General features: G+C 76.5%; 17 protein-coding genes. 6 read left to right on the top strand and 11 right to left on the bottom strand.

The window, feature by feature from the left end:
• Window positions 1–229 precede the first annotated feature (229 nt).
• Both ACFC0B_RS10405 and ACFC0B_RS10400 read left to right on the top strand, forming a co-directional pair.
• On the top strand, window positions 230–808 hold the full coding sequence (locus ACFC0B_RS10405; RefSeq protein ID WP_376084548.1) for a CHAP domain-containing protein: 579 nt from the start codon (window positions 230–232) through the stop codon (window positions 806–808).
• Window positions 809–854: 46 nt separating this feature from the next.
• Window positions 855–1,253 (top strand): peptidase inhibitor family I36 protein, encoded by a 399-nt coding sequence (locus tag ACFC0B_RS10400; protein ID WP_376084546.1) that lies wholly within the window; start codon window positions 855–857, stop codon window positions 1,251–1,253.
• A 244-nt stretch (window positions 1,254–1,497) separates the two neighbouring features.
• Here the strand turns inward: ACFC0B_RS10400 and ACFC0B_RS10395 are convergent, their stop codons facing one another.
• Window positions 1,498–2,811, bottom strand: a complete 1,314-nt coding sequence (locus ACFC0B_RS10395; RefSeq protein WP_376084544.1) for a cytochrome P450 — start codon at window positions 2,809–2,811, stop codon at window positions 1,498–1,500.
• A gap of 119 nt (window positions 2,812–2,930) precedes the next feature.
• Between ACFC0B_RS10395 and ACFC0B_RS10390 the strand changes: the two genes are divergently transcribed.
• Window positions 2,931–3,551 carry an L-threonylcarbamoyladenylate synthase gene (locus tag ACFC0B_RS10390; protein WP_376084542.1) on the top strand — a complete coding sequence of 207 codons (621 nt, stop codon included), beginning with the start codon at window positions 2,931–2,933 and terminating at the stop codon, window positions 3,549–3,551.
• A 27-nt stretch (window positions 3,552–3,578) separates the two neighbouring features.
• On the opposite strand, the gene ACFC0B_RS10385 is transcribed toward ACFC0B_RS10390, so the two are convergent.
• Complete coding sequence (locus ACFC0B_RS10385; RefSeq protein WP_376084540.1) at window positions 3,579–4,109, bottom strand: universal stress protein; 531 nt, start codon at window positions 4,107–4,109, stop codon at window positions 3,579–3,581.
• Between the two features lie 169 nt (window positions 4,110–4,278).
• On the opposite strand from ACFC0B_RS10385, the gene ACFC0B_RS10380 reads away from it, so the two are divergent.
• The 3 genes from ACFC0B_RS10380 to ACFC0B_RS10370 all read left to right on the top strand — a co-directional run bounded on the left by ACFC0B_RS10380 (window position 4,279) and on the right by ACFC0B_RS10370 (window position 6,018).
• Complete coding sequence (locus ACFC0B_RS10380) at window positions 4,279–4,923, top strand: DUF4291 domain-containing protein (RefSeq protein ID WP_376085096.1); 645 nt, start codon at window positions 4,279–4,281, stop codon at window positions 4,921–4,923.
• 115 nt (window positions 4,924–5,038) lie between these two features.
• Entirely contained in the window at window positions 5,039–5,323 is a 285-nt protein-coding gene (locus tag ACFC0B_RS10375; protein WP_376085094.1) for a hypothetical protein, read from the top strand.
• Window positions 5,324–5,331: 8 nt separating this feature from the next.
• Window positions 5,332–6,018, top strand: coding sequence for a rhomboid-like protein (locus ACFC0B_RS10370; protein WP_376084538.1), 687 nt, complete (start codon window positions 5,332–5,334; stop codon window positions 6,016–6,018).
• On the opposite strand, the gene ACFC0B_RS10365 is transcribed toward ACFC0B_RS10370, so the two are convergent.
• The 9 genes from ACFC0B_RS10365 to ACFC0B_RS10325 form a co-directional block, all read right to left on the bottom strand.
• Window positions 5,991–6,647 (bottom strand): LuxR C-terminal-related transcriptional regulator, encoded by a 657-nt coding sequence (locus tag ACFC0B_RS10365; protein WP_376084536.1) that lies wholly within the window; start codon window positions 6,645–6,647, stop codon window positions 5,991–5,993. The two genes, ACFC0B_RS10370 and ACFC0B_RS10365, sit on opposite strands and share 28 nt — an antisense overlap.
• A complete protein-coding gene (locus tag ACFC0B_RS10360; RefSeq protein WP_376084534.1) occupies window positions 6,611–7,951 on the bottom strand; it encodes a sensor histidine kinase in 1,341 nt (446 codons plus the stop codon). Before ACFC0B_RS10360 ends, ACFC0B_RS10365 begins: the two co-directional genes overlap by 37 nt.
• Window positions 7,952–8,049: 98 nt before the next feature.
• Complete coding sequence (locus tag ACFC0B_RS10355; RefSeq protein ID WP_376084532.1) at window positions 8,050–10,038, bottom strand: hypothetical protein; 1,989 nt, start codon at window positions 10,036–10,038, stop codon at window positions 8,050–8,052.
• Window positions 10,023–10,808: an ABC transporter ATP-binding protein gene (locus tag ACFC0B_RS10350; RefSeq protein ID WP_376084530.1), complete on the bottom strand. Its 786-nt coding sequence runs from the start codon at window positions 10,806–10,808 to the stop codon at window positions 10,023–10,025. The genes ACFC0B_RS10355 and ACFC0B_RS10350 overlap by 16 nt, the downstream gene beginning before the upstream one ends.
• Window positions 10,809–11,091: 283 nt before the next feature.
• On the bottom strand, window positions 11,092–13,845 hold the full coding sequence (locus tag ACFC0B_RS10345) for a DUF6493 family protein (RefSeq protein WP_376084528.1): 2,754 nt from the start codon (window positions 13,843–13,845) through the stop codon (window positions 11,092–11,094).
• 220 nt (window positions 13,846–14,065) lie between these two features.
• The gene (locus ACFC0B_RS10340; protein ID WP_376085092.1) at window positions 14,066–14,539 is read right to left on the bottom strand and encodes a Pycsar system effector family protein; all 474 of its coding nucleotides are present in this window, start codon (window positions 14,537–14,539) and stop codon (window positions 14,066–14,068) included.
• Between the two features lie 56 nt (window positions 14,540–14,595).
• Window positions 14,596–15,618 (bottom strand): hypothetical protein, encoded by a 1,023-nt coding sequence (locus tag ACFC0B_RS10335; protein WP_376084526.1) that lies wholly within the window; start codon window positions 15,616–15,618, stop codon window positions 14,596–14,598.
• Entirely contained in the window at window positions 15,615–17,789 is a 2,175-nt protein-coding gene (locus ACFC0B_RS10330; protein WP_376084524.1) for a hypothetical protein, read from the bottom strand. Before ACFC0B_RS10330 ends, ACFC0B_RS10335 begins: the two co-directional genes overlap by 4 nt.
• Window positions 17,786–18,787, bottom strand: a complete 1,002-nt coding sequence (locus tag ACFC0B_RS10325) for a hypothetical protein (protein WP_376084522.1) — start codon at window positions 18,785–18,787, stop codon at window positions 17,786–17,788. Before ACFC0B_RS10325 ends, ACFC0B_RS10330 begins: the two co-directional genes overlap by 4 nt.
• Window positions 18,788–18,897 lie beyond the last annotated feature (110 nt).

Genomic DNA, 18,897 nt, shown 5'->3' with positions numbered 1-18,897 from the left:
CGGAGCAGTGGGACGGGAAGTGGGCGAGCCCTGGGACGCCGCACCGGTCCAACGGCCTGGTGACGGCCCGCTGAGGTCCGCAGGATGGATCCCACGACGTCGCACCGACTCGTCGACTCCCGCCGTGCCACCGCCTCCCGGTCCCCGCATGCCTCCGGCATGCCCGCCGACTGTAGGCGAGGCGACCAGGCGGCGGGCAGAACCGGTTCACCCCCATGGAGGAGCTCTCATGAAGCTGTCCCGGCGCACCTCGACCGCCGCCGCGCTGGCCGTCCTCACCCTGCTGCCGGCGCTCGGCGCGGCCGCCACCTCCCCGGCCGCGTCCGCCGCCACCGTCCGCGACCGGGTCGTCTCGGTGGCCCGGGGGGAGATCACCCCCGACGGCGTGTCGCCCGAGAAGTCCGGTTCCTGCGACAAGTACTTCGCTTACCACAAGAACGGCGGGTCCTGCGCGAAAACTCCGTGGTGCGCGGCCTTCGCCGAGTGGACGTGGCACCGGGCCGGGATCGAGGAGACGCCCGACGTCCTCGCCGCGCGCGGCATCGGCAAGTGGGGCCGGCAGAAGGGGCTGTTCCACCAGCGCGGCGCGTACACCCCGAAGCCGGGCGACCTGGTCGTCTACGGCGAGCCGGACGGCGGCACGCCCGGCCACGTCGGCGTGATCGTCGCCGTCCACCGCGACGGGACCCTCGACACCGTCGACGGCAACCTCGGCGACGAGGTCGCCCTCCGCACCCGCCTCGACCCGTCGGAGGTTCGCACCAACCACCAGCCGGTCTCCGGCTACGTCAGCCCGCCCGGCGCCTGAGCCCCCGCACAGCTCCCGCATCCCTGAACCGGAAGGACCGATCACCATGGAACGCGCCCGTCAGCACCTCGGCCTCGTCGCCGCGCTCGCCGCGGCCGCCGCCGCCCTGCTCGCCGCCCCGCAGCCCGCCCACGCCGACCTCGACCCGTGGTCCTGCGTGGACGGCCGGGTCTGCGCCTACAGCGGCCCCAACGGGACGGGGCAGGTGTGCGCCTGGCCCTACGACGACCCCGACTGGCAGGCCGGGGACACCTGCCGCTGGTCCGCCGGCACGAAGGTCCGCTCGGTGTTCAACAACGGCACGTCCGGCCGGCCCGTCGCCTTCTACACCGGCGCCGACTACACCGGCCGGCGCGTGGTCTGCACGGCGGCGGGCGCGAAGGGCAACTTCTCCGAGAACGGCGGCACCGGCGTCCACCTCCGCTCCCACCGCTGGACCTGCTAGTCCGCACCCGCACCGGGTGTCCCGGTCCCCGCCCGGCGGGGACCGGGACACCTCCGGATCGCCCGGCATCCGGCGGATGCGCGGGTGAGGCCGGCCGCGGCGGTCGACGACCTGCCGGAGCGCCCGGCGGGCATCGGGGCGCAGCGCCGCCGCCTCACCCCGGCCTGCCGTCGGCCCGGACGTCCCGCGGGCCCCGGCCGCGCTCCTTCTCCGCCCGGGCCGCCCGCGACGCCGCCGCGTTCCGTCAGCGGCGCTCCGCTCGCCAGCGGACGGGGAGGTCCTTGAGTCCGTTCTGGAAGTTGGAGACCAGGCGGCGGGGCGCGGCGCCCGGGGCGAGTTCCAACCCGGGCAGGCCGGTGAGCAGGTGGCGCAGCATCGCCGCCATCTGGAGGCGGGCGAGCTGCGCGCCCAGGCAGAAGTGCGGACCGTACCCGAAGCTGACGTGGTCGTTGGGGCTGCGGGTGATGTCGAAGCGGTCGGGGTCGGGGAACACCGTCCCGTCGCGGTTGGCCGAGGCGTGGTGGACCACCACCTTGTCGCCGCGCCGGAGCAGCCGTCCGCCGAGTTCGACGTCCCGGGTGGCGGTGCGCCGGAAGTCCAGTACCGGCGGCCAGTGGCGCAGCATCTCCTCGACGGCGGAGGCGGTCAGTTCGGGCCGGGAGAGCAGCAGCCGGTGCTGGTCGGGGTGGGTGAGCAGGGTGTACAGGCCGCCGGGCAGGCCGTTGCGCAGCGTCTCGTTCCCGGCGACCCCGAAGAGGAAGAACATCGTCTCGAACTCGGCCGTGCTCAGCCCGGCCTCGCGCAACCGGGCCACGATGCTGCCGGGCGGCGGCTGTTCGGCGAGGGCGTGGGCGTAGGCGAACATGTCGGCGAGGGCGGCCCGCGAGCGCGGGTTGACGGGGCGGCCGTCCGGGGTGGTCCGGGTGGTGGGGCGGTGGGCCGGCGCGGCGCGGCCGAGGGCGGTGAGCCCGGACGGGTCGGCGGTGCGGGAGTCCGCGTGGTCGGCGTCCTGGTAGCCGATCACCCGGTTCGACCAGTCGACCAGCAGCTGCCGGTCCTGCTCCGGCACGCCCATGATCCGGGCCAGGGTCCAGACCGGCAGGTCGGCCGCGAGCGGCACGAGGTCGGTCCCGCCCAGCGGGCGGACCTCGGCGACGAGCCGCGCCGCCCGCTCCTCGATGCCGTCGGCCAGCTCGCGCAGCGCCCGCGGGGTGAAGGCGGCGGCGACGATCCGGCGCAGCCGGGCGTGGTCGGGCGGGTCCTGGTTGAGCATCATGGTGCGGGCGAAGGCCAGGTCGGCGGCGGAGTCGGGGTCGCGGATCTGGGTGGCGCCCAGGTGGGAGGAGAACAGCTCGGGGGTGCGGAGGACGTGCTTGACGTCGGCGTGCCGCAGGACCGCCCAGTAGCCGGGGCCGGCCGGCCACTCCCCCACCGGCGGTTCCTCGACCCAGCAGACCGGGGCCGCCGTCCGCAGCTCCCGGAACAGCTCGTGGGGCACGCCCTCCGCATAGGTCCCGGGGAGGAAGATCCGGTTCGCGCGAGCCTGGTCGAAACCCATACCGCCCGACCGTACGCGCCCGCCGGGGTGGCCCACCAGGACCCGGGCGGCGGCGGCGTCCGCGCGGTGGGCCGTCGCGGCTGCGCCCGCCCGCCGCCGGGATCCCGTAGGGTCGGCCAATGGCGAAGTACTTCGATGTGCATCCAGAATCCCCGCAGCCGCGCACCATCGGCACCGTGGTCGACAGTCTCCGGTCCGGGGCGCTGATCGCGTACCCGACCGACTCCTGCTTCGCCCTGGGCTGTCAGCTGGACAACCGCGACGGCCTGGAGCGGATCCGAACGATCCGGCGGCTCGACGACCGCCACCACTTCACCCTGATGTGCGTGGACTTCGCGCAGCTGGGGCAGTTCGTCCAGCTGGACAACAACGTCTTCCGCGCCGTCAAGGCCGCCACCCCGGGCAGCTACACCTTCATCCTCCCCGCCACCAAGGAGGTGCCGCGCCGTCTGATGCACCCGAAGAAGAAGACGGTGGGGGTCAGGATCCCCGACCACGCCGTCACCAGGGCGCTGCTCACCGAGCTCGGTGAGCCGCTGGTCTCCAGCACCCTGATCCTGCCCGGCGAGGACGAGCCGATGACGCAGGGGTGGGAGATCAAGGAGCGCCTCGACCACGTGCTGGACGCGGTGGTGGACTCGGGCGACTGCGGGACGGTGCCGACGACGGTCGTCGACTTCTCCGGCGGCGGGCCGGAGATCGTCCGCCGGGGCGCCGGCGACGTCACCCGCTTCGAGTGACGGGCCGGGCGACCGGCTACGGGCGGCTCAGGCGGCGACGAGGTCGGTGAGTTCGCGCAGGTCGACGCCTCGGCGCAGGGCGCGCAGGTCGGCCTGGAGGTCGGACGGCGGGACGGCGAGCACGGTGCAGCGGGCGTGGGCCAGGCAGTAGCGGCTCACCGAGCCGCCCCGGAACAGCCGGCGCACGGCGGTGCGCAGGGTGCCGTGCCGGCCCGCGCCGACCACCAGCAGGTCGTCCGGCCGGTCGGCCAGCGCGGTCAGCACCGGGCCGACCTCGCCGCGCACCACCTGCGGCTCGACCCGGACCCCGACCGGGAGGCCGCCGAACGCCTCCTCCAGGGCCTGGTCCAGCCGTGCGTCGGCCATGGCCTGCCAGGCGCGGAGCAGCGGCGGGCAGGGGCGCAGCCGGTAGTTGTACTCGCCGCCGGCGGGCGTCCAGGCGAACACCGGCACCAGGACGGCGCCCCGGTCACGCGCCTCGTCCGCCGCCCGGTGCAGGGCGGTCAGGCTGTGCAACGATCCGCTGACTCCGACGATGACGCGCGCGCCGTCCGACATGGTCCTTCACTTTCTGGTGTTCGATCCGCTGAATGCTTACGGATTATGGTTCCATAGGGTGGATAGACCTGCAAATCGAAGGCTTTAACTGTATATGGCCTTGCATCGCGTGAGCATGTCCGGCCGCTGGCCGGAATTCGGTGGCGGCGCCCGCCGGCCCCGGCCCACCCTGGACGGCGTGACAGCACCGAACGGCACCCCGCCGCACGCGCCGGAACCGGAACCGGAGCCGAAGCACCGGATCCGCGCGCTCCACACGGCCGCCACCGTGACCGTTTACCAGGCCTACCGGCCGGAGATCGGGGAGGCGGCGGCCCGGGACGGGCGCTTCCCCGCGTCGTGGAAGCGCGACCGGATGACGTGGATCAAGCCCTCGTTCCTCTGGATGATGTACCGCTGCGGGTGGGCGACCAAGGAGGGGCAGGAGACCGTGCTCGCCGTGGAGATCGACCGGGCGGGCTTCGCGTGGGCGCTGCAGAACGCCTGCCTCGCGCACTACGCACGCGGGCTCCACCCGGACCGGGCCACCTGGCAGCGCCTGCTGAGGCGGGCGCCCGCCCGGGTCCAGTGGGACCCCGAGCGCGACCTGCGGCTGCGCCCGCTGCCGCACCGCTCGCTGCAGCTCGGCCTGGCGGGCGAGGCGGCGCGGCGCTACGCGGACGAGTGGACGGTGTCCATCACCGACGTCACGCCGCTGGTGCGGCGGATCCACGGCCACCTGCGGGCCGGCGAGGAGGAGGCCGCCCGGCTGCTGCTGCCGGACGAGCGGCCGTACGTGCCGGCGGGCGGCCTTCCGGCCCACGTCCGCGGGTGACCGGTGGGGAGCGACGGCATACGATCACAGGGTGTCCAAGTCTCGTGATTGCTCGTCGACGGCCGCCGCGTCGGCCGGCTCGCCCGCGCGGGCGGCGTGTTCCAGTGACTCCCCGCTGTCCATCGGGTCGGTGGGGTCGGTCCTGTCGATCGGCTCGGCCGGGTCGGTGCTGTCGATCGGCTCGGCGGGCAGCGTCCTGTCGATCGGGTCGGCCGGGTCGGCGTTGTCGGTGCTGTCCGCCGGGTCGTGGCTGAGCGTCGGTTCGCTGCTCTCCGCGAACTCGCTCTGGTCGGTGCTGTCCTGGCGCTCCCGGGGCGGACTGCTGGCGGCCGGCGCGGTGGCGCTCACCGCGGGTGCGGTCCTCGCCGGCGGGGCGCGGGCGCAGCGCCGCGGCCGGTAGGGGCCGGGGTGCCGCCACGGCCGGTCGCGCGACGGCTGCTCCCGCTGCTGCGCAATCCGGCGTTCTGGTACGTGACCGCACTGGCCGCGATGTGGCCGGTGCTGCGGCTGCTGCCGGCCGAGCGGGTGCGGGCGCTGCGGGAGTGGGCGTCGACCGACCTGGACAATCTGCGGCTCTGGCCGGACGGCCACCCGGTCGAATCGCTCGTGGTGTCGGCGTTCGTCCCGCAGGACACCATCTGGGTCTGGCCGGTGTTCGCGCTGTCCGCCTTCGCGGTGGTCGGGGCACTCGGCGGCCGGCGGGCGGTGGCGGTACTGGCCCTCGCGCAGCTGGTGGCGACCGCGCTGACCGAGGGGCTGGTGTGGTGGCGGATCGAGCACGGCGGGCTGCCGGCCGAGGCCGCGCACGCCCTGGACACCGGTCCGTCCTACGTGGTGGTCGCGGCGCTGACGGTGGCGGCCTGCCGGGCCCGGCCGGTGTGGTCGCGGGCGGTGTGGCTGGCGATGCTCGCGGTGGCGGCGCCCGACCTGCTGGGCGGGGTCCCGGACGGCGAGGTCGCCGCCGTGGGGCACCTGGTCGCGCTGCTCGTGGGCCTCGCCGTCGCGGCCGCGCACCGGCTGGGGCTGCCGCCGGTGGCCCGCCGGGGCGGTGTCCTGCCGGCGCCGCGTCAGGCCGAGCGGGTGCCGTCGAGGTAGGCGAGGACGGCCAGCACCCGGCGGTTGTCGTCGTCGGAGGCACCGAGCCCCAGCTTCGCGAAGATGTTGGAGGTGTGCTTGCTGACGGCGCCCTCGCTGAAGTGCAGCCGCTGGGCGATCGCGGCGTTCGAGCGGCCCTCGGCCATCATCGCCAGCACCTCCCGCTCGCGCGGGGTGAGCAGCGCGAGCGGGCGGTCGTCGGCGTTGCGGGCGAGCAGCCGGGTGATCACCTGCGGGTCCATCACGGTGCCGCCGGAGGCGACGGTGCGCAGCGCGTCCATGAACTGCCCGGCGTTGGAGACCCGGTCCTTGAGCAGGTAGCCGACCGCCCCGGCGCCGTCGGCGATCAGCTCGCGCGCGTACAGCTGCTCGACGTGCTGGGAGAGCACCAGGACGGGCAGACCCGGCCGGGCCCGGCGGGCCGCGAGGGCGATCTGGAGGCCCTCGTCGGTGAAGGTGGGCGGCAGCCGGACGTCCACCACCGCGACGTCCGGGCGGTGCTCGGCGAGCGCGGCCGCGAGTTCGGGGCCGCTGCCCACCGCCGCGACGATCTCGTGCCCGTGGGCGGTGAGGAGGAGGGACAGGCCGTCCCTCAGGAGGTAGAGGTCCTCGGCGAGGACAACGCGCACGGTAGCTCCATGGTCAGCCGGGTCGGCCCGCCCGGGGGGCTGATCAGCGTGAGCGTACCGTCGAACGCCGCCAGCCTGCGCTGGATGCCCCGCAGGCCGGTGCCCCGGCCGGGGTCGGCGCCGCCCCGGCCGTCGTCGGTGACCTCGGCGCGCAGCAGCCCGTCCACATGGACCAGCTCCACCGCGGCGTGCCGCGCGCCGGCGTGCTTGACCGCGTTGGTCAGGGCCTCGCTGACCGCGTAGTAGACCGCCGACTCCACCGGGGACTCGGCCCGGCCGGGCAGCTCGGCCCGCACCTCGACGCGCAGCGGCACGTCCAGGGCCAGCGCGCGCAGCCCCTCCGCCAGTCCGCGCTCGGCGAGCACCGGCGGGTGGATGCCCCGGACCAGGTCGCGCAGCTCCTGGAGGGCCTGGGCGACGTTCTCCTGCGCGTCCGTCACCACCGTCTTCGCCTGCGCCGGGTCGCGGTCGATCAGCGCGGCGACCGCCCCCAGCCGCAGGCTCACCGCGACCAGCCGGGCCTGGGCGCCGTCGTGCAGGTCGCGCTCGATCCGGCGCAGTTCGGCGGCCTGTGCCTCGGTGACGTCCAGCCTGGTCTCGGTCAGCTGCTCGACCCGGCGGGCCAGGCGGGAGCGCTCGGTGGGCCCGAGCAGGGCGCGCGTCCAGCGGCCGTGCAGGCGCAGCGCCGGGCGGGCCAGCCCCGGGCCCGCGGCGGTCAGGGCGAGGCCGAGGGCGAGGAGGGCGGCGGGGGTGGGGACGACGCTGCCGTCCAGCAGCACCCGGACCGGGCCGGGGTCCGGCCCGGGCAGCGGCAGCACGGCGCTCGCGAGGGCGTACAGGCCGCCGCCGAGCAGCAGCGGCGGGGTGGCGGCGAGAACGCCGCCGACCGCCGGGTTCAGCACCACCCAGAGCACGTCGCGCCAGGTCGCCGGATCCTTCCAGAGCCAGCGGATGGTGCGCGAGACGCTCGCGAACCAGCGGTGCTTCTGGTAGTCGTGGCCGGTCCAGAACCAGCCGTGCAGGGTGCGTTCGAGCCCCGGGCGCGGCAGGTACGGCGGCGGCACCGGCACGCCCGACCAGCGGCCCGCCCAGGTCCGGGCGAGGCCGGCCGCCGCGCGGGCGAGCCGGGTGGTGGCGGGGAACAGGACGAAGATCCCCAGGCCCAACCAGAGCGCGAAGCTGCTGATCACGATCACCAGCAGCACCAGCTCGGCCGGGACGACGGCCGTCAGCACCAGCAGCCGGCCGAGGGCGGCGCCGCTGCTCCGCACGGCGGCTCGGGCGGCGGGCATGGTGCGGTTCACCGGGCCTCCGATCGGCGGTCGGTCGTCCCGGGCGGGCGCGGCCGGCAGAGTGACGGCCCGCCAGGGTGACGGCCCGTCGGCGGCGGTCCGCCGCCCGGTCATCGTCCCAGCTCCGTCGCCGGGGCCGGGCGGTCGGGGTGGCCCGGGTGGTCGGGGTGGTCGGCGCGGTCCGGCCCGCCGGCACGGTCCCGCCGGTCCAGGCGGTGCGCCGCCCGCAGGCAGAACGCGCCGAGCACCGCGAACGCCACCGCCACCGGTATCCGCAGCGGCCCGGGCAGGTGGAGCACCAGGAACCAGCTGCGCACCGAGGGCGCGGCCAGGGACAGCCCGAGCGCCACCAGGCCCTGGGGCGCGAGCAGCAGGATGCCGCCGATGGTGAGCACGCCGACCGCCGCCGACCGTCCGCGCGAGACCTCGGCCGCCGCCGGACCCGCGTCCTCGGGTCCCTCCGCCGGCACGGCCTCCGGGGTGCGGCGCAGCCCCTTGCGCAGCACGTCCAGCAGCTCCGGACCGCGCTCCTCCAGCCGTTGCCCGGCGGCCCGGCCCAGCCCCCACGCGTACAGCGCGCCGGTGAGCAGACCCGCCGGCACGCCCGCCCAGCGCAGCGGCCCGCCGGACAGCAGGGTGCCGGCCAGCACCACCCCGGCGGCCGGCAGGGCGGCGAGCAGTTGCAGCCAGAACGCCGCCAGGCCCTGGGCGCGGACATGTTCGGCGTTGTCGTCGGTGAGGTCGTCCAGCGGCCCGCCGCCGGGGCGGTCGGGGGACGGCGCGGCGGCGAGCACCGACATCAGCGGGATCAGCCCGGCCCCGGCGCCGAGGACGGCCGGCAGGACGGCGAACACCCACGGCAGAACGGCGCCCGGGGCGACCGGGACCGCGGCGGCCGTCAGCAGCAGCGCCACCGGGGCGGTGACCAGCAGCCAGGCGGCCTGCCGGGCCCGGACGTCGGCCCGTTCCGCGCCCGGCACCACCAGGGTCAGCCAGAGCGCGCCCGCGTCCAGGCCGTACAGGTTGACGCAGAACGCGCCGGCGAACAGCGCGGCGACCACGCCCGCCCACGGCAGCAGCACGTCGTAGCCGTCGAGCAGCGGGAGCAGGGCGGTGAACACGCCCGTCCAGAGCGCCGTCCGCAGGAACCGGGCCCGGCGGGGGTCGCGCCGCCAGAGCAGCAGTTCCTTGGCCAGGACCGCGCCCGCCGGGGTGTCGGGGACGAGCCGGTTCCGGGCCAGGGAACGGACGGCGGCCCGGTGCGGGCGGCCGGCGCCGCCGCGGACCAGCTGCCGGGAGAGCAGCGCGGCCCAGGCCGCCAGGAGCAGCCCGCACAGCACGGCCAGTCCGCCGAGCGCGACGGCGGCCGTCGGCCAGTCCGAGCGGCGGGCCGCGTCCACGGCGACCACCGCCCAGCCCGAGGGCAGCACCCGCAGCGCGGTCGCCGCCCCGGCCGACCAGTCGCCGGTGCCCAGCCGGGCGAAGAAGCCGATCGCGAACCAGCCGGAGTTGAGACCGGCCATCACGAGGCCGACCAGCAGCGCGGACAGCTCCCGGCCGAGACGGAAGCGCAGCACGGCGCCCAGCGCCTGCGGGGTGGACTTCGCCAGCAGCACCACGAGGAGCAGTTGCAGCAGCACGGCGGGCACCGCGACCAGCGCCGCCGCCGGCCCCTGCCGGGCGCCGTAGAGGAACAGCCCGCCGAAGGCGACCAGCGCGAGCACCGGGGTCACGCCGACGAAGGCCGCGCCGAGCAGCCCGACGGCCAGGCCGCGCGGGCGCATCGGCACCATGGCGAACCAGGCGGGCCGCAGCGTGGCGTCGCCGCCGGTGACCAGCGGCCCGAGCGCCCACCCCAGGCTCCACAGCAGCTGGGCCAGTGCCAGGACGCCGAACCCGGCCTCGGGGGTGGCGTAGTCGGCCAGGCCGAGCAGCGCCGTGCCGACCGCGCCCGCCCCGCCGCACACCGCGGCCAGCACCAGCCCGGCGGCGCGGGGACCGGACATCGACCGTCGCAGAACGGTCAGCTTCATACCGGTGAGAACGCCGACCGCGACGCGGCCGCCGGCCGCCGCCGGGACCGTCAGGACGCCAGCCACTCCAGGCCCTCCCGTCCCCCGGTCCGGGCGCCGACCAGCTCGACGAACACGTCCTCCAGGGCCCGGCCGCCGCGCACCTCCGCCACCGGCCCGGCGGCCGCCACCCGGCCGTCGGCGATCACCGCGACGTGGTCGCAGAGGCTCTCGACCAGCGCCATCACATGGCTGGAGAGCACCACCGAGCCGCCCGCCGCGACGAACCGCTGAAGGATCGTCCGGACGGTCGCCGCCGACACCGGGTCGACCGCCTCGAACGGCTCGTCCAGCACCAGCAGCCAGGGCCCGTGCAGCAGCGCGGTGGCCAGGCCGATCTTCTTGCGCATCCCGGTGGAGTAGTCGATCACCGCCGTCCGGGCCGCGTCGCTCAGCTCCAGCACGGCCAGCAGCTCCTCGGTCCGGGAGTCCACCGTCCGCCCGTCCAGGCCGTGCAACCGGCCCAGGTACCGCAGCAGCTCCCGCCCGGTCAGCCGTTCCGGCAGCGCCAGGCCGTCGGGCAGCACCCCCACCAGCGCCTTGGCGCGCAGCGGATCGGCCCACATGTCGACGCCGAACACCTCCGCCCGCCCGGCGTCCGGCCGCAGCAGCCCGACCGCCATCGACAGCGACGTCGTCTTGCCCGCCCCGTTCGGCCCGACCAGCCCGTAGAACGAGCCGCTCGGCACCGTCAGGTCCACCCCGTCCACCGCCCGGTGGGACCCGAACCGCTTGCTCAGCCCCGCCAGCCGCAGCGCCGGCGCACCCTCGCCGTCCACCCGCACCGTTCCCCGCACCGCACCCTCCCGCACGCACCCGGCCCACCCCCTCCGGGCGGCCCGTGACAACGCTAGGACGGACACGACCGGCGCGGAATCCAGCAGCCTTCACACTTCGGGGTGGGCCCAGACCCACCCCCGACCTGCACCCGCCGTCCGCGCGCGCCGCCTCCACGCGCGCCGTCCGGCACCGCCGCGCGCCGCTCTGCGGTCGACCCGGCCGCGGACGGCGAGGGCAGCCGGACCGAGGAGAGCGGGCCCACCGATCCGCGAGGCCGTCCCCGTGGCAGTGCCCGGCGCTTCAGGAAGCGAGGACCCCGGCCAGGCGCACCGCTTCGGCACGGACCCGGCGGGACGCCGTGGGAACGGTGAACGCGGCGAGGGCGGGGACGGGGGTGCGGATGCCCTCGGCGGCCGCGCAGTCGGCGGCCAGGGTGAGGGCGTCCGGCAGGCCGCGGCGCGCGGGGTCGGGGGCGAGGTCGGTGAGCATCGCGGTGAGCACGGCGAACACCGGTCGGCCCGCGCCGCTGCGGGCGGCGTCGGCGAGGACCGGCAGGACCCGGTTCGGCTTGGCGACGGACAGCCGCCACAGGCCCGCGAGCCACTCGCCGAGCACCTCCGGGCGGAGGCTGCCGCGCGCCGTCAGTGCCAGCAGGGCGTCCAGGGCCGCGGTGCGGTGCTCGGGCCGGGCGGCGGTCAGTCCGTAGGCGAGCAGGAGGTGGCTCACCGGGCCGGGCTCGGCCGGGAGTTCCGCGAGCCGGGGCAGCAGGGAGGCGGGGTCGCGCAGGCCCGGGTCACCCGCCTGGAGCACCAGCCCGGGCAGGCCGTGCGCGGCGACCGCCTCCGGGTGCCAGGGCGCGGTCCAGGGAAGCTGGGCGAGCTGGCCGGCCGACATCCGGAACGCGGCCTTGAACCAGTCCGCCGCGGTCGGGTCGGGCAGCGCGTGGAGCAGCCCGGTGACGCCCTCGGACACGGCCGGGGCGGGGAAGATCGGGGCGATGCGCGGGACCTCGGTGGGAGACCCGTCGGGAGCCTGGACGTGGAACCCCCGGGGCGCGGGCGGCGGTATGTCGGGCGGCAGGTCGCAGCCGAGCCCGGTGGCGGCGGCGCGGACGGCCGGCAGCGCGTGCGGCGGCACCCGGAGCAGCGCCTGGGCCAGGTCGGCGGGCCAGGGACGGGCACCGGCCGTCCGGTGGGCCGCGAGCCGCTCGGTGAGCACGGCCGGATCGAGGGTGCCGTCGGCGGCGGTGGGGGTGGCGAGCAGCACGGGTACCGGCGCGTCGGCGACGCCGAGAGCCGCTTCGAGGACGCGCAGCGGGGCGATCAGGGCGGGGGTGCGCAGGGAGTCCCGGAGGGCGAGCAGTTCGGCCGTGAGCTCGGCGGACCGGTGCTCGGAGCCGGTCAGGGCTTCGAGCAGGCAGCCCAGCGTGCCCCCGACGGTGCCGATGCCCACCAGGCGGACCGCGTTCTCGCCGTGCGCCGAGGCGAGCGGGGCCAGCGCGCCGCCGAGGGCGGCCGCGTCCCGGTGGTGCTCGGCGACCAGCGCGGCCAGCACGACCTCGAACTCGCCGGGGTCGGGTGCCACGTCGGCCAGCACCGCGGCCAGCCGCTCGGTGAGTTCGAACAGCCCGGCGGGTGCGGCCGGCAGCGCGGCGGCCCGCCCGGATCGAACGGTCTGAACGGGTGGCACGGACTGAACGGGCGGCACGGGCGGCACCGTCACCGCGGGCTCCGCGGTCGCGGGCGGGGCGCCCAGCAGCCGGTGCGCGTCCGACCGCAGGGCCGGACCGAGCCCGGTCGCGGCGGCGCGCACGGCCTCGACCGCGGCCGGGTCGGCGGCGTCGGGCAGGTGGCGGGCGACGAGCCGCAGGGCGCGCTCCTGCACCGCGGGCGCCGGGTGGGCGAAGGCCACCGCGAGGGCGGGCAGCAGCTCGTCGGCCCCGGCCGGATCGCGGCGCAGCGCGGCGTCGGCCCAGCCCAGCTGCGCGGTGGCGAGGGCCTTCTCCGGACGGGCCAGGATCCCGGCCGTCAGCTCGGTGAACAGCTCCGCCGACAGCCGGGTGTCCAGGGACCGCAGGGCCGCCTGGGCGGCCTTCGCGGCGGTCGCCGCACCGTCGGCGGCCAGCCGGACGTGGTCGCGGGCCCGGGCGGCCACCTCCTCGGCGTCGGGGGCCAGTTCGGCGTACAGCCGGAGGAAGCCGCGCAGGTTGCCGGGCCGGTCGCCGCGCAGCAGCCGGCCGAGGCAGAGGTCCAGCAGCTCGGCGCGGTCGAGCAGGCCCTCGCCCGCCAGGGCGGCGAGCGCCTTGGGCCACTCGTTGTCCGGCCCGGAGCGGGCGGCGTACGGGTCGGTGAACTCGGAACCCGCGTCGGGGACCTCGAACAGCCGGCGGACGAACTCCGCGATCCGGGGCTCGGCGCGCAGCCAGGAGAGCAGCGTGTCGTGGTGCGGGACCGGCGCGCGCAGCCCCTGGTCGGCGAACCACTCGCCGATCTCGCGGTGGTCGTAGCGCATCAGGGAGCCCTCGCGGACCCAGCCGGTCAGATAGCCGTCGGTGGCGGGGACCTCGGCGCCGGACCAGACGGCGAGGCCGTGGGCGATCACCCAGCGGAAGCGGTCGCCGCGCGCGGGCAGCCACGCGGCGAGCCGGTCGGCGAGTTCGCGCTGGAACGCCGGGTCGCGGTGCGGCACGAGCAGGGCCGCCAGGAGGGCGCGGGGGTCGGCGCCGATCGAACCGCCGTCGGGAAGCGGCCAGGTGAAGGAGAGCAGGCGGCGCGCGGTGAGCCAGTCCAGGGCCTCCGCCGGGGTGGCGGCGGAGAAGATCCCGGCGAACTGCAGCGCGGCGAGCTGGTCGTACGCGGCGGAGTAGCGCCGCCGGTCGCCCGAGGAGAGTTCGCGCAGCAGCTCGGTACGGAGCTTGCGCAGCGGGGTGCGCAGATGGCGCAGCTCGGCGGCGGGCACCGGCGAGAGCCGGTCGATCGTCCGCTGCGGCAGCCGGGCGGCGATGAGCGCCCGCACCTCGTCCCAGCTGATCGTCCCGCTCGTGGGATCGGTCATGACGCCCCTCCTCCGCCCGCTCCGGTTGTCCATCGCGAAGCTAGCGGACGCCACCGACAAGCACGGGGCCGCCCGGGACGGCGCCGTGCTCCCCGCCGCCGCACTCACCGCCGTCACCGACCTGTGCGGCCTCGTCGCGCCGCCGCCCGGGGACCTGCCCGGCCGACGGCGGGCCCGGCCGGGTCCGGGCAGGTCCGGGCGGGCCCGGCCCGGGGCGCGGTCACACCGGCCGGAGCAGCGCGGCGAACTGGGGCAGCGCCAGCAGCAGCAGGACCGTCCCCGCCTCGATCCAGCGGTACTTGGCCCGGATGATCGCACTGGTCGCGACGAGCGAGGCGAGCAGCGGCCCGGCCGGGTCGCGCCCGATGTGCTCGAAGGCCCGGCCCAGCCGTCCGCGACCGGCGTCCGGCCCGATGTGCTCGAAGTAGCCGGGCCCGCTCGCACCGTCCCCGCGCCCCTTGCGGTGGCGCGGGGCGATGGCGGACAGGAAGCAGCCGACGGCGCACAGGGCGCTGAGCACGGCGGTCCACCACAGCAGCCGGGTGTCCCAGCCGTGGACGGCGGCCCCCGTGCCGTCCTTGCGGCTGAGCGGGACGAAGACGCCGAGGGCCGCCCCGGCGAAGCCGAGCAGGACGGCGGCCTTGGTGTCGGCCCTGGTCAGCTCCGTGCTGTTGGCGGCCAGCAGCCGCTCCATGGCCGCCACCGCACGCGGGGTCGGGGCGCCCGGGGCAGCCGGGCCGGGTATCGGGCTCACAGCGGGCGCCCGTTCACCACGCCGTTCACCGCGCCGTTGGCCGCACCGTTCGCCATGCCGCCGGCCCAACCGTCGGCCGGGATCCGGACCTTGCCGAACTCCGGCGCCGCCGAGGGCGGCGGTGGCGGTGGCGTGGACGGCGGGGACGGCGGGGACGCCGGTCCCGGCACGGAGCGGCCGAGCGCGACCAGCCGGTCGCGCAGCAGCCGGGAGAGCTCCTGCTGCTCCTGCGGCGTCAGCCGGCCGAGCAGGCCGGCCACCGCGTCCTGCCAGTCGGTCGCACCGCGTAGCAGGTCCGCGTGGTCGACCGTCCAGTCCAGCACCTGCCGGACCTCCTCCGGCCGCCGGGCCAGCCAGAGCGCCGCGAGGTACACCGGGCCCTGCTGGACGGCGCGCCGGCAGAACTCGTACTCCTCCTTGCTCTCCTCGTTCCAGCCCCGGGGCAGACCGGCACCGCCTCCGTCCCCGAGGCGGAGTTCGTCGGCGTTCTCGCGGGCGCAGACGTCCGTCACCCGGTAGCCGAGCCCGCAGTCGGCCATGGCGTACGGCGCGGCCAGGTACTGCATCACCTCGGACGCGCCGAGGCGCCGGCCGGCGGCGGCGTACTGCTCGTGGAGCCGGCGCAGCCGCCCTTCGAGGTCCTTGCGGACGGGGTACCAGCCGCGCACGGTGGCGGTCCGCACCACCTGCACGGGGTCGTGGGCCCACCAGAGCACGTGCACGTCGAAGGACTCCGTGCCGTACGGGGTCGGGATGCCGACCGCCCGCAGGGCCGGCCGTTCGTCGAGCTGCACCAGGTACGCGCCGTCGTACCCCCACAGGCCTGGAGCGCCCTGCCCCGGCCCGTCCTCGTCGGTGCCGAAGCGGCGCCGGGCGGTTCCGGCGAGGTGGTGGTCGCCGGCACGGTCGCGCAGCACCAGGGCCCGGTCGCGCCGGCCGGACCAGCGGTGGCCCAGGATCTCGCGCCAGGGGGCGCGGGCGGCGCGGGTGTAGAGGGGCGGATCGAGGTCGGCGTTCATCGGGGGGTTCCTCCGTTCGGGTGGGCGGTGGCGGGACGGGGCTGCGGCTCGCCCCGGCGCCAGGCCTCCAGGGCGTGCCGGACGACGGGCCGCCCGACGATCTCCGGGTCGGGGTCGCCGTCGAACTCGACGAACAGGCGCAGGACGCCGAGGCTCATCTCCCGGGCGAGCGCGGTGAGCAGGGTCTCGACAGCCGTACGCGACCCGGTGTCCCAGGCCGCTGCGCGGCACCAGCCGAGGAGCACACCGCAGATCCGGTCGAAGCGCTGCTCCTCGTCGAGCGACCGGCGGACGAGCCCGAGGAAGGGCTCGGCGTGCTCCCCGGTGGTCAGCACCTGCTCCTGGAACCATCCGGGATCACCGCGCATCAGGTCGGGCAGGACGTCGAGCACGAGCGGCGCGACGGGGCCCGGACGGTCCGCCCAGCCGACGAGCTTGCGGAAGACGGTCGGCTGGTTCCCCGCCGCGAACAGGGCCCGCAGGGCCAGCGTCACGGCCCGCGCGACCTGCCGTTCGTCCCCCTCGGCGCCGCGGTGGGCGCCGCGCAGCAGGGTAAGGGCGACCTCCGGGCGGGAGGTCCCGAACTCCGAGCCGCAGGCGAAGGCCACGGTGGACCGCAGCCGCCAGCCGCCTTCGGTGCTCCAGCGGCCGAGGTGGTACTTGATCTCACCGGCCAGGACGGCGTCACGGGCCGCGATGCCGAGCGCGTACGCGGCCGTGGTGCGGCTGTGCGCGCGTTCGGAGCCGGCCAGTTCGCGGATGTGCCGCAGCGCACGGCGCCCGCCGCCCCAGCTCGCCGCCATTCCCATGACGTGTCCGACCGGGACCGTGAGGTCGGACTCCCGCGCGGGGACGGTGTCCAGCCACTCCGTCAGCAGCGCGGCCAGCTCGCCGTACTGGCGCCAGACGTGCCGCAGGACGGCCTCCCCCTGCCGGTGCCGGGTGAAGGCCACCGGTTCGACGGTGTAGGTGAAGCGGCTGTGGGAGCGGATCTCCGCGGGCGCGCACCGGGCCCGCACGGTGTGCAGGAGTTCGTCCAGCGAGCGGCGGAAGACGAAGCGCGGGTTCGGCCGCGACCGTTCCCGGCTGCCGCGCGGGCCCGCGCCGTCCCGGTCGCCGGTGTCCCGGTCGCCGCCGTCGCGCAGGACGGAGTCGAGCCGCCCGTCGGCCAGGGCGAGGAGCCGATCGGCCTCCTCCCGGACGATGCGGTGGTCGAGTCCTTCGAAGACACTGGCGGCCAGCAGGAAGGCCAGGCCGTCGGGGTCGTGGTGGAGGCGCTCCAGCAGGTCGGGCACCTCCCCCTCCGCGAGGAAGCTGAGCCGCGCGCGGAGATCGGTGGGGTCGGGGCCGCCGTCGTCGGCGACGCTGACCGCGGTGACCAGCTCGGCCACCTGGGCGGGGACGAGTTCCGGGGTGAGCAGGGAGTCGAGCAGGCCGGATTCCCGCTGCTCCAGCCGCTCCAGCAGCGCCCGCCGCCGGTGCTCGTCGGGGACGGCGGCCGTCAGTCGGGCGTCGAACACGGCTCGGGGCGGCGGGGGTTCGCACCGCACCGGGGACACGTGCAGGTCCCGGGCCAGCGCGCGGACGCGCTCCGGCTCGTGCGGGAGGACGATCACCATCCGGGACCGCGCGTCGCGGAGCAGGCGGCGCAGGTTGGCGACGACCGCCGGTCCCAGCGGGTGCTGCGGCAGGAGGCCGTGGACGAGGTAGCCGCGGGCCCCGGTACCGGCGGGGCGCCAGGTGGCCAGGTTCTCGTCGCTGTCGAGCGCGCGGAGGTCCGGGCTGCCGCCGCTGTGCCGGTGCAGCAGGTTCAGGGCGGCCGTCCGGCGGCCCGTGCCGGGCTCCCCGTGGAGGAAGAGGACGCCGCCGTCCAGTTCGGCGAGCGCGGCGGCGAACCAGGCGGGCTCGGCGAACCCCGCGCAGGCCTCGCGGATCTCCTGTTCGGAGATCGGCCCTTCGTGGGCCTCCACCGGCCGGCGGCCGCGACCGCCCGGTCCGGCGCCGTTCTCGACCCGCTGGCCGCCGTGCACGGAACCGGTGTTGATGTTCCCGTGCGGGGCGTAGATGAGGTGGGGCCGGCCGGTGAGGAAGCCGGCCAGATCGGCGAGCTCCTCGTCGAGGTCGGCCCGGTCCTCGGCCGGCTCCGCGCCGGCCGGCTCGTCGGCGCTCACCGCCGGTACTCGTTCTTGTCGCCGTGGACCGTGTCGCCCTTGCCGCCCTCGACGTAGTCGCCGCCGACGGAGCCGGTGTGCCGGACGGTCCTGCCCTGGAGGACGGTGCCCAGGACGGGGCTGTTCACGGTGTTGGTGACGTGCTGCCCGCCGCGCACGGTGCCGGTGTTCAGGTTGCCCCCGTCGGCCCGCTGGAACACCGGGGCCTGCACGGGCTCCGCGGGCGGCTCCTCGCCCGCGGCCCGCGCCGCCGTCCCACCGCCCCCGTCCCCGCTCACGTCCCCGTCCCCGCTCCCGTTCCCGCTCCCGTTCCCCAGCAGGCCCCCCGACGGCGCGGGCACGAACAGCCAGGCCCGCTGCTCGAAGGGCTTGCCCTCGACGGTGGCCGACACCTCGGTGAAGAGGTCGGGGTGCCGCCCGGTGTAGCCGCCGGCCACCGCGTCCTGGTAGCAGCGGTCGGAGAGAATCGCGGCGACGTGGGTGACGCTCGCCCTCGACGTGGCCAGCGCGTCCTTGACCGGCTGCGAGTCGAGCAGCCGGTGGGTGTCGTTGCGCGCCGTGCCGTTGCCGTCGAAGTCGCGCCCCCGGTCCGGCAGCGGCCCGATGTTGAGGCCGACCCGCAGCCGCAGGCCGACCGTCCCCGACGCGTGCCGGTTGAACTCCTCCAGCGTCTCCTGGAGGGTGTGCAGCCAGGGGTGGATCACGAACGGCATCCACTCCGGGTCGCAGCCGAAGACGTACCCGTCGCCGGTCGAGGCGGGGAACCGCCGGTCGTCCCAGACCTCGGCGAGGTCGGCCCGGACGAAGGACTGCTCCAGCAGCTCCGGGATCGCCCGGCTGATCTCGCCGTGCTCGATGGCGGGGTGGGCGGTGAAGCCCTTGGCGTCGACGGCGACGATCCCCCGGTACGCGGGGAGCCGCCGGCTGCGGCTGTGGGGCTGCGCCGTGGCCGTGGGCAGGCGGCCGGCGTCGGACTGGGGGCGGCCGGGGTCGGGCATCGGGTCTCCTCGGGTGCTCGGTGCGGGAAATCGCGTTCCCAAGCTTCCCGAGGACGTCCGCCCCCGTGTGCCCGCCCGGTGCGGAACACCCGTGACGACGGTCACACGAA

It is taken from the genome of Kitasatospora sp. NPDC056184 (assembly GCF_042268405.1).
GTDB lineage: Bacteria > Actinomycetota > Actinomycetes > Streptomycetales > Streptomycetaceae > Kitasatospora.
This window is presented reverse-complemented; position numbering and strand designations above follow the sequence as displayed.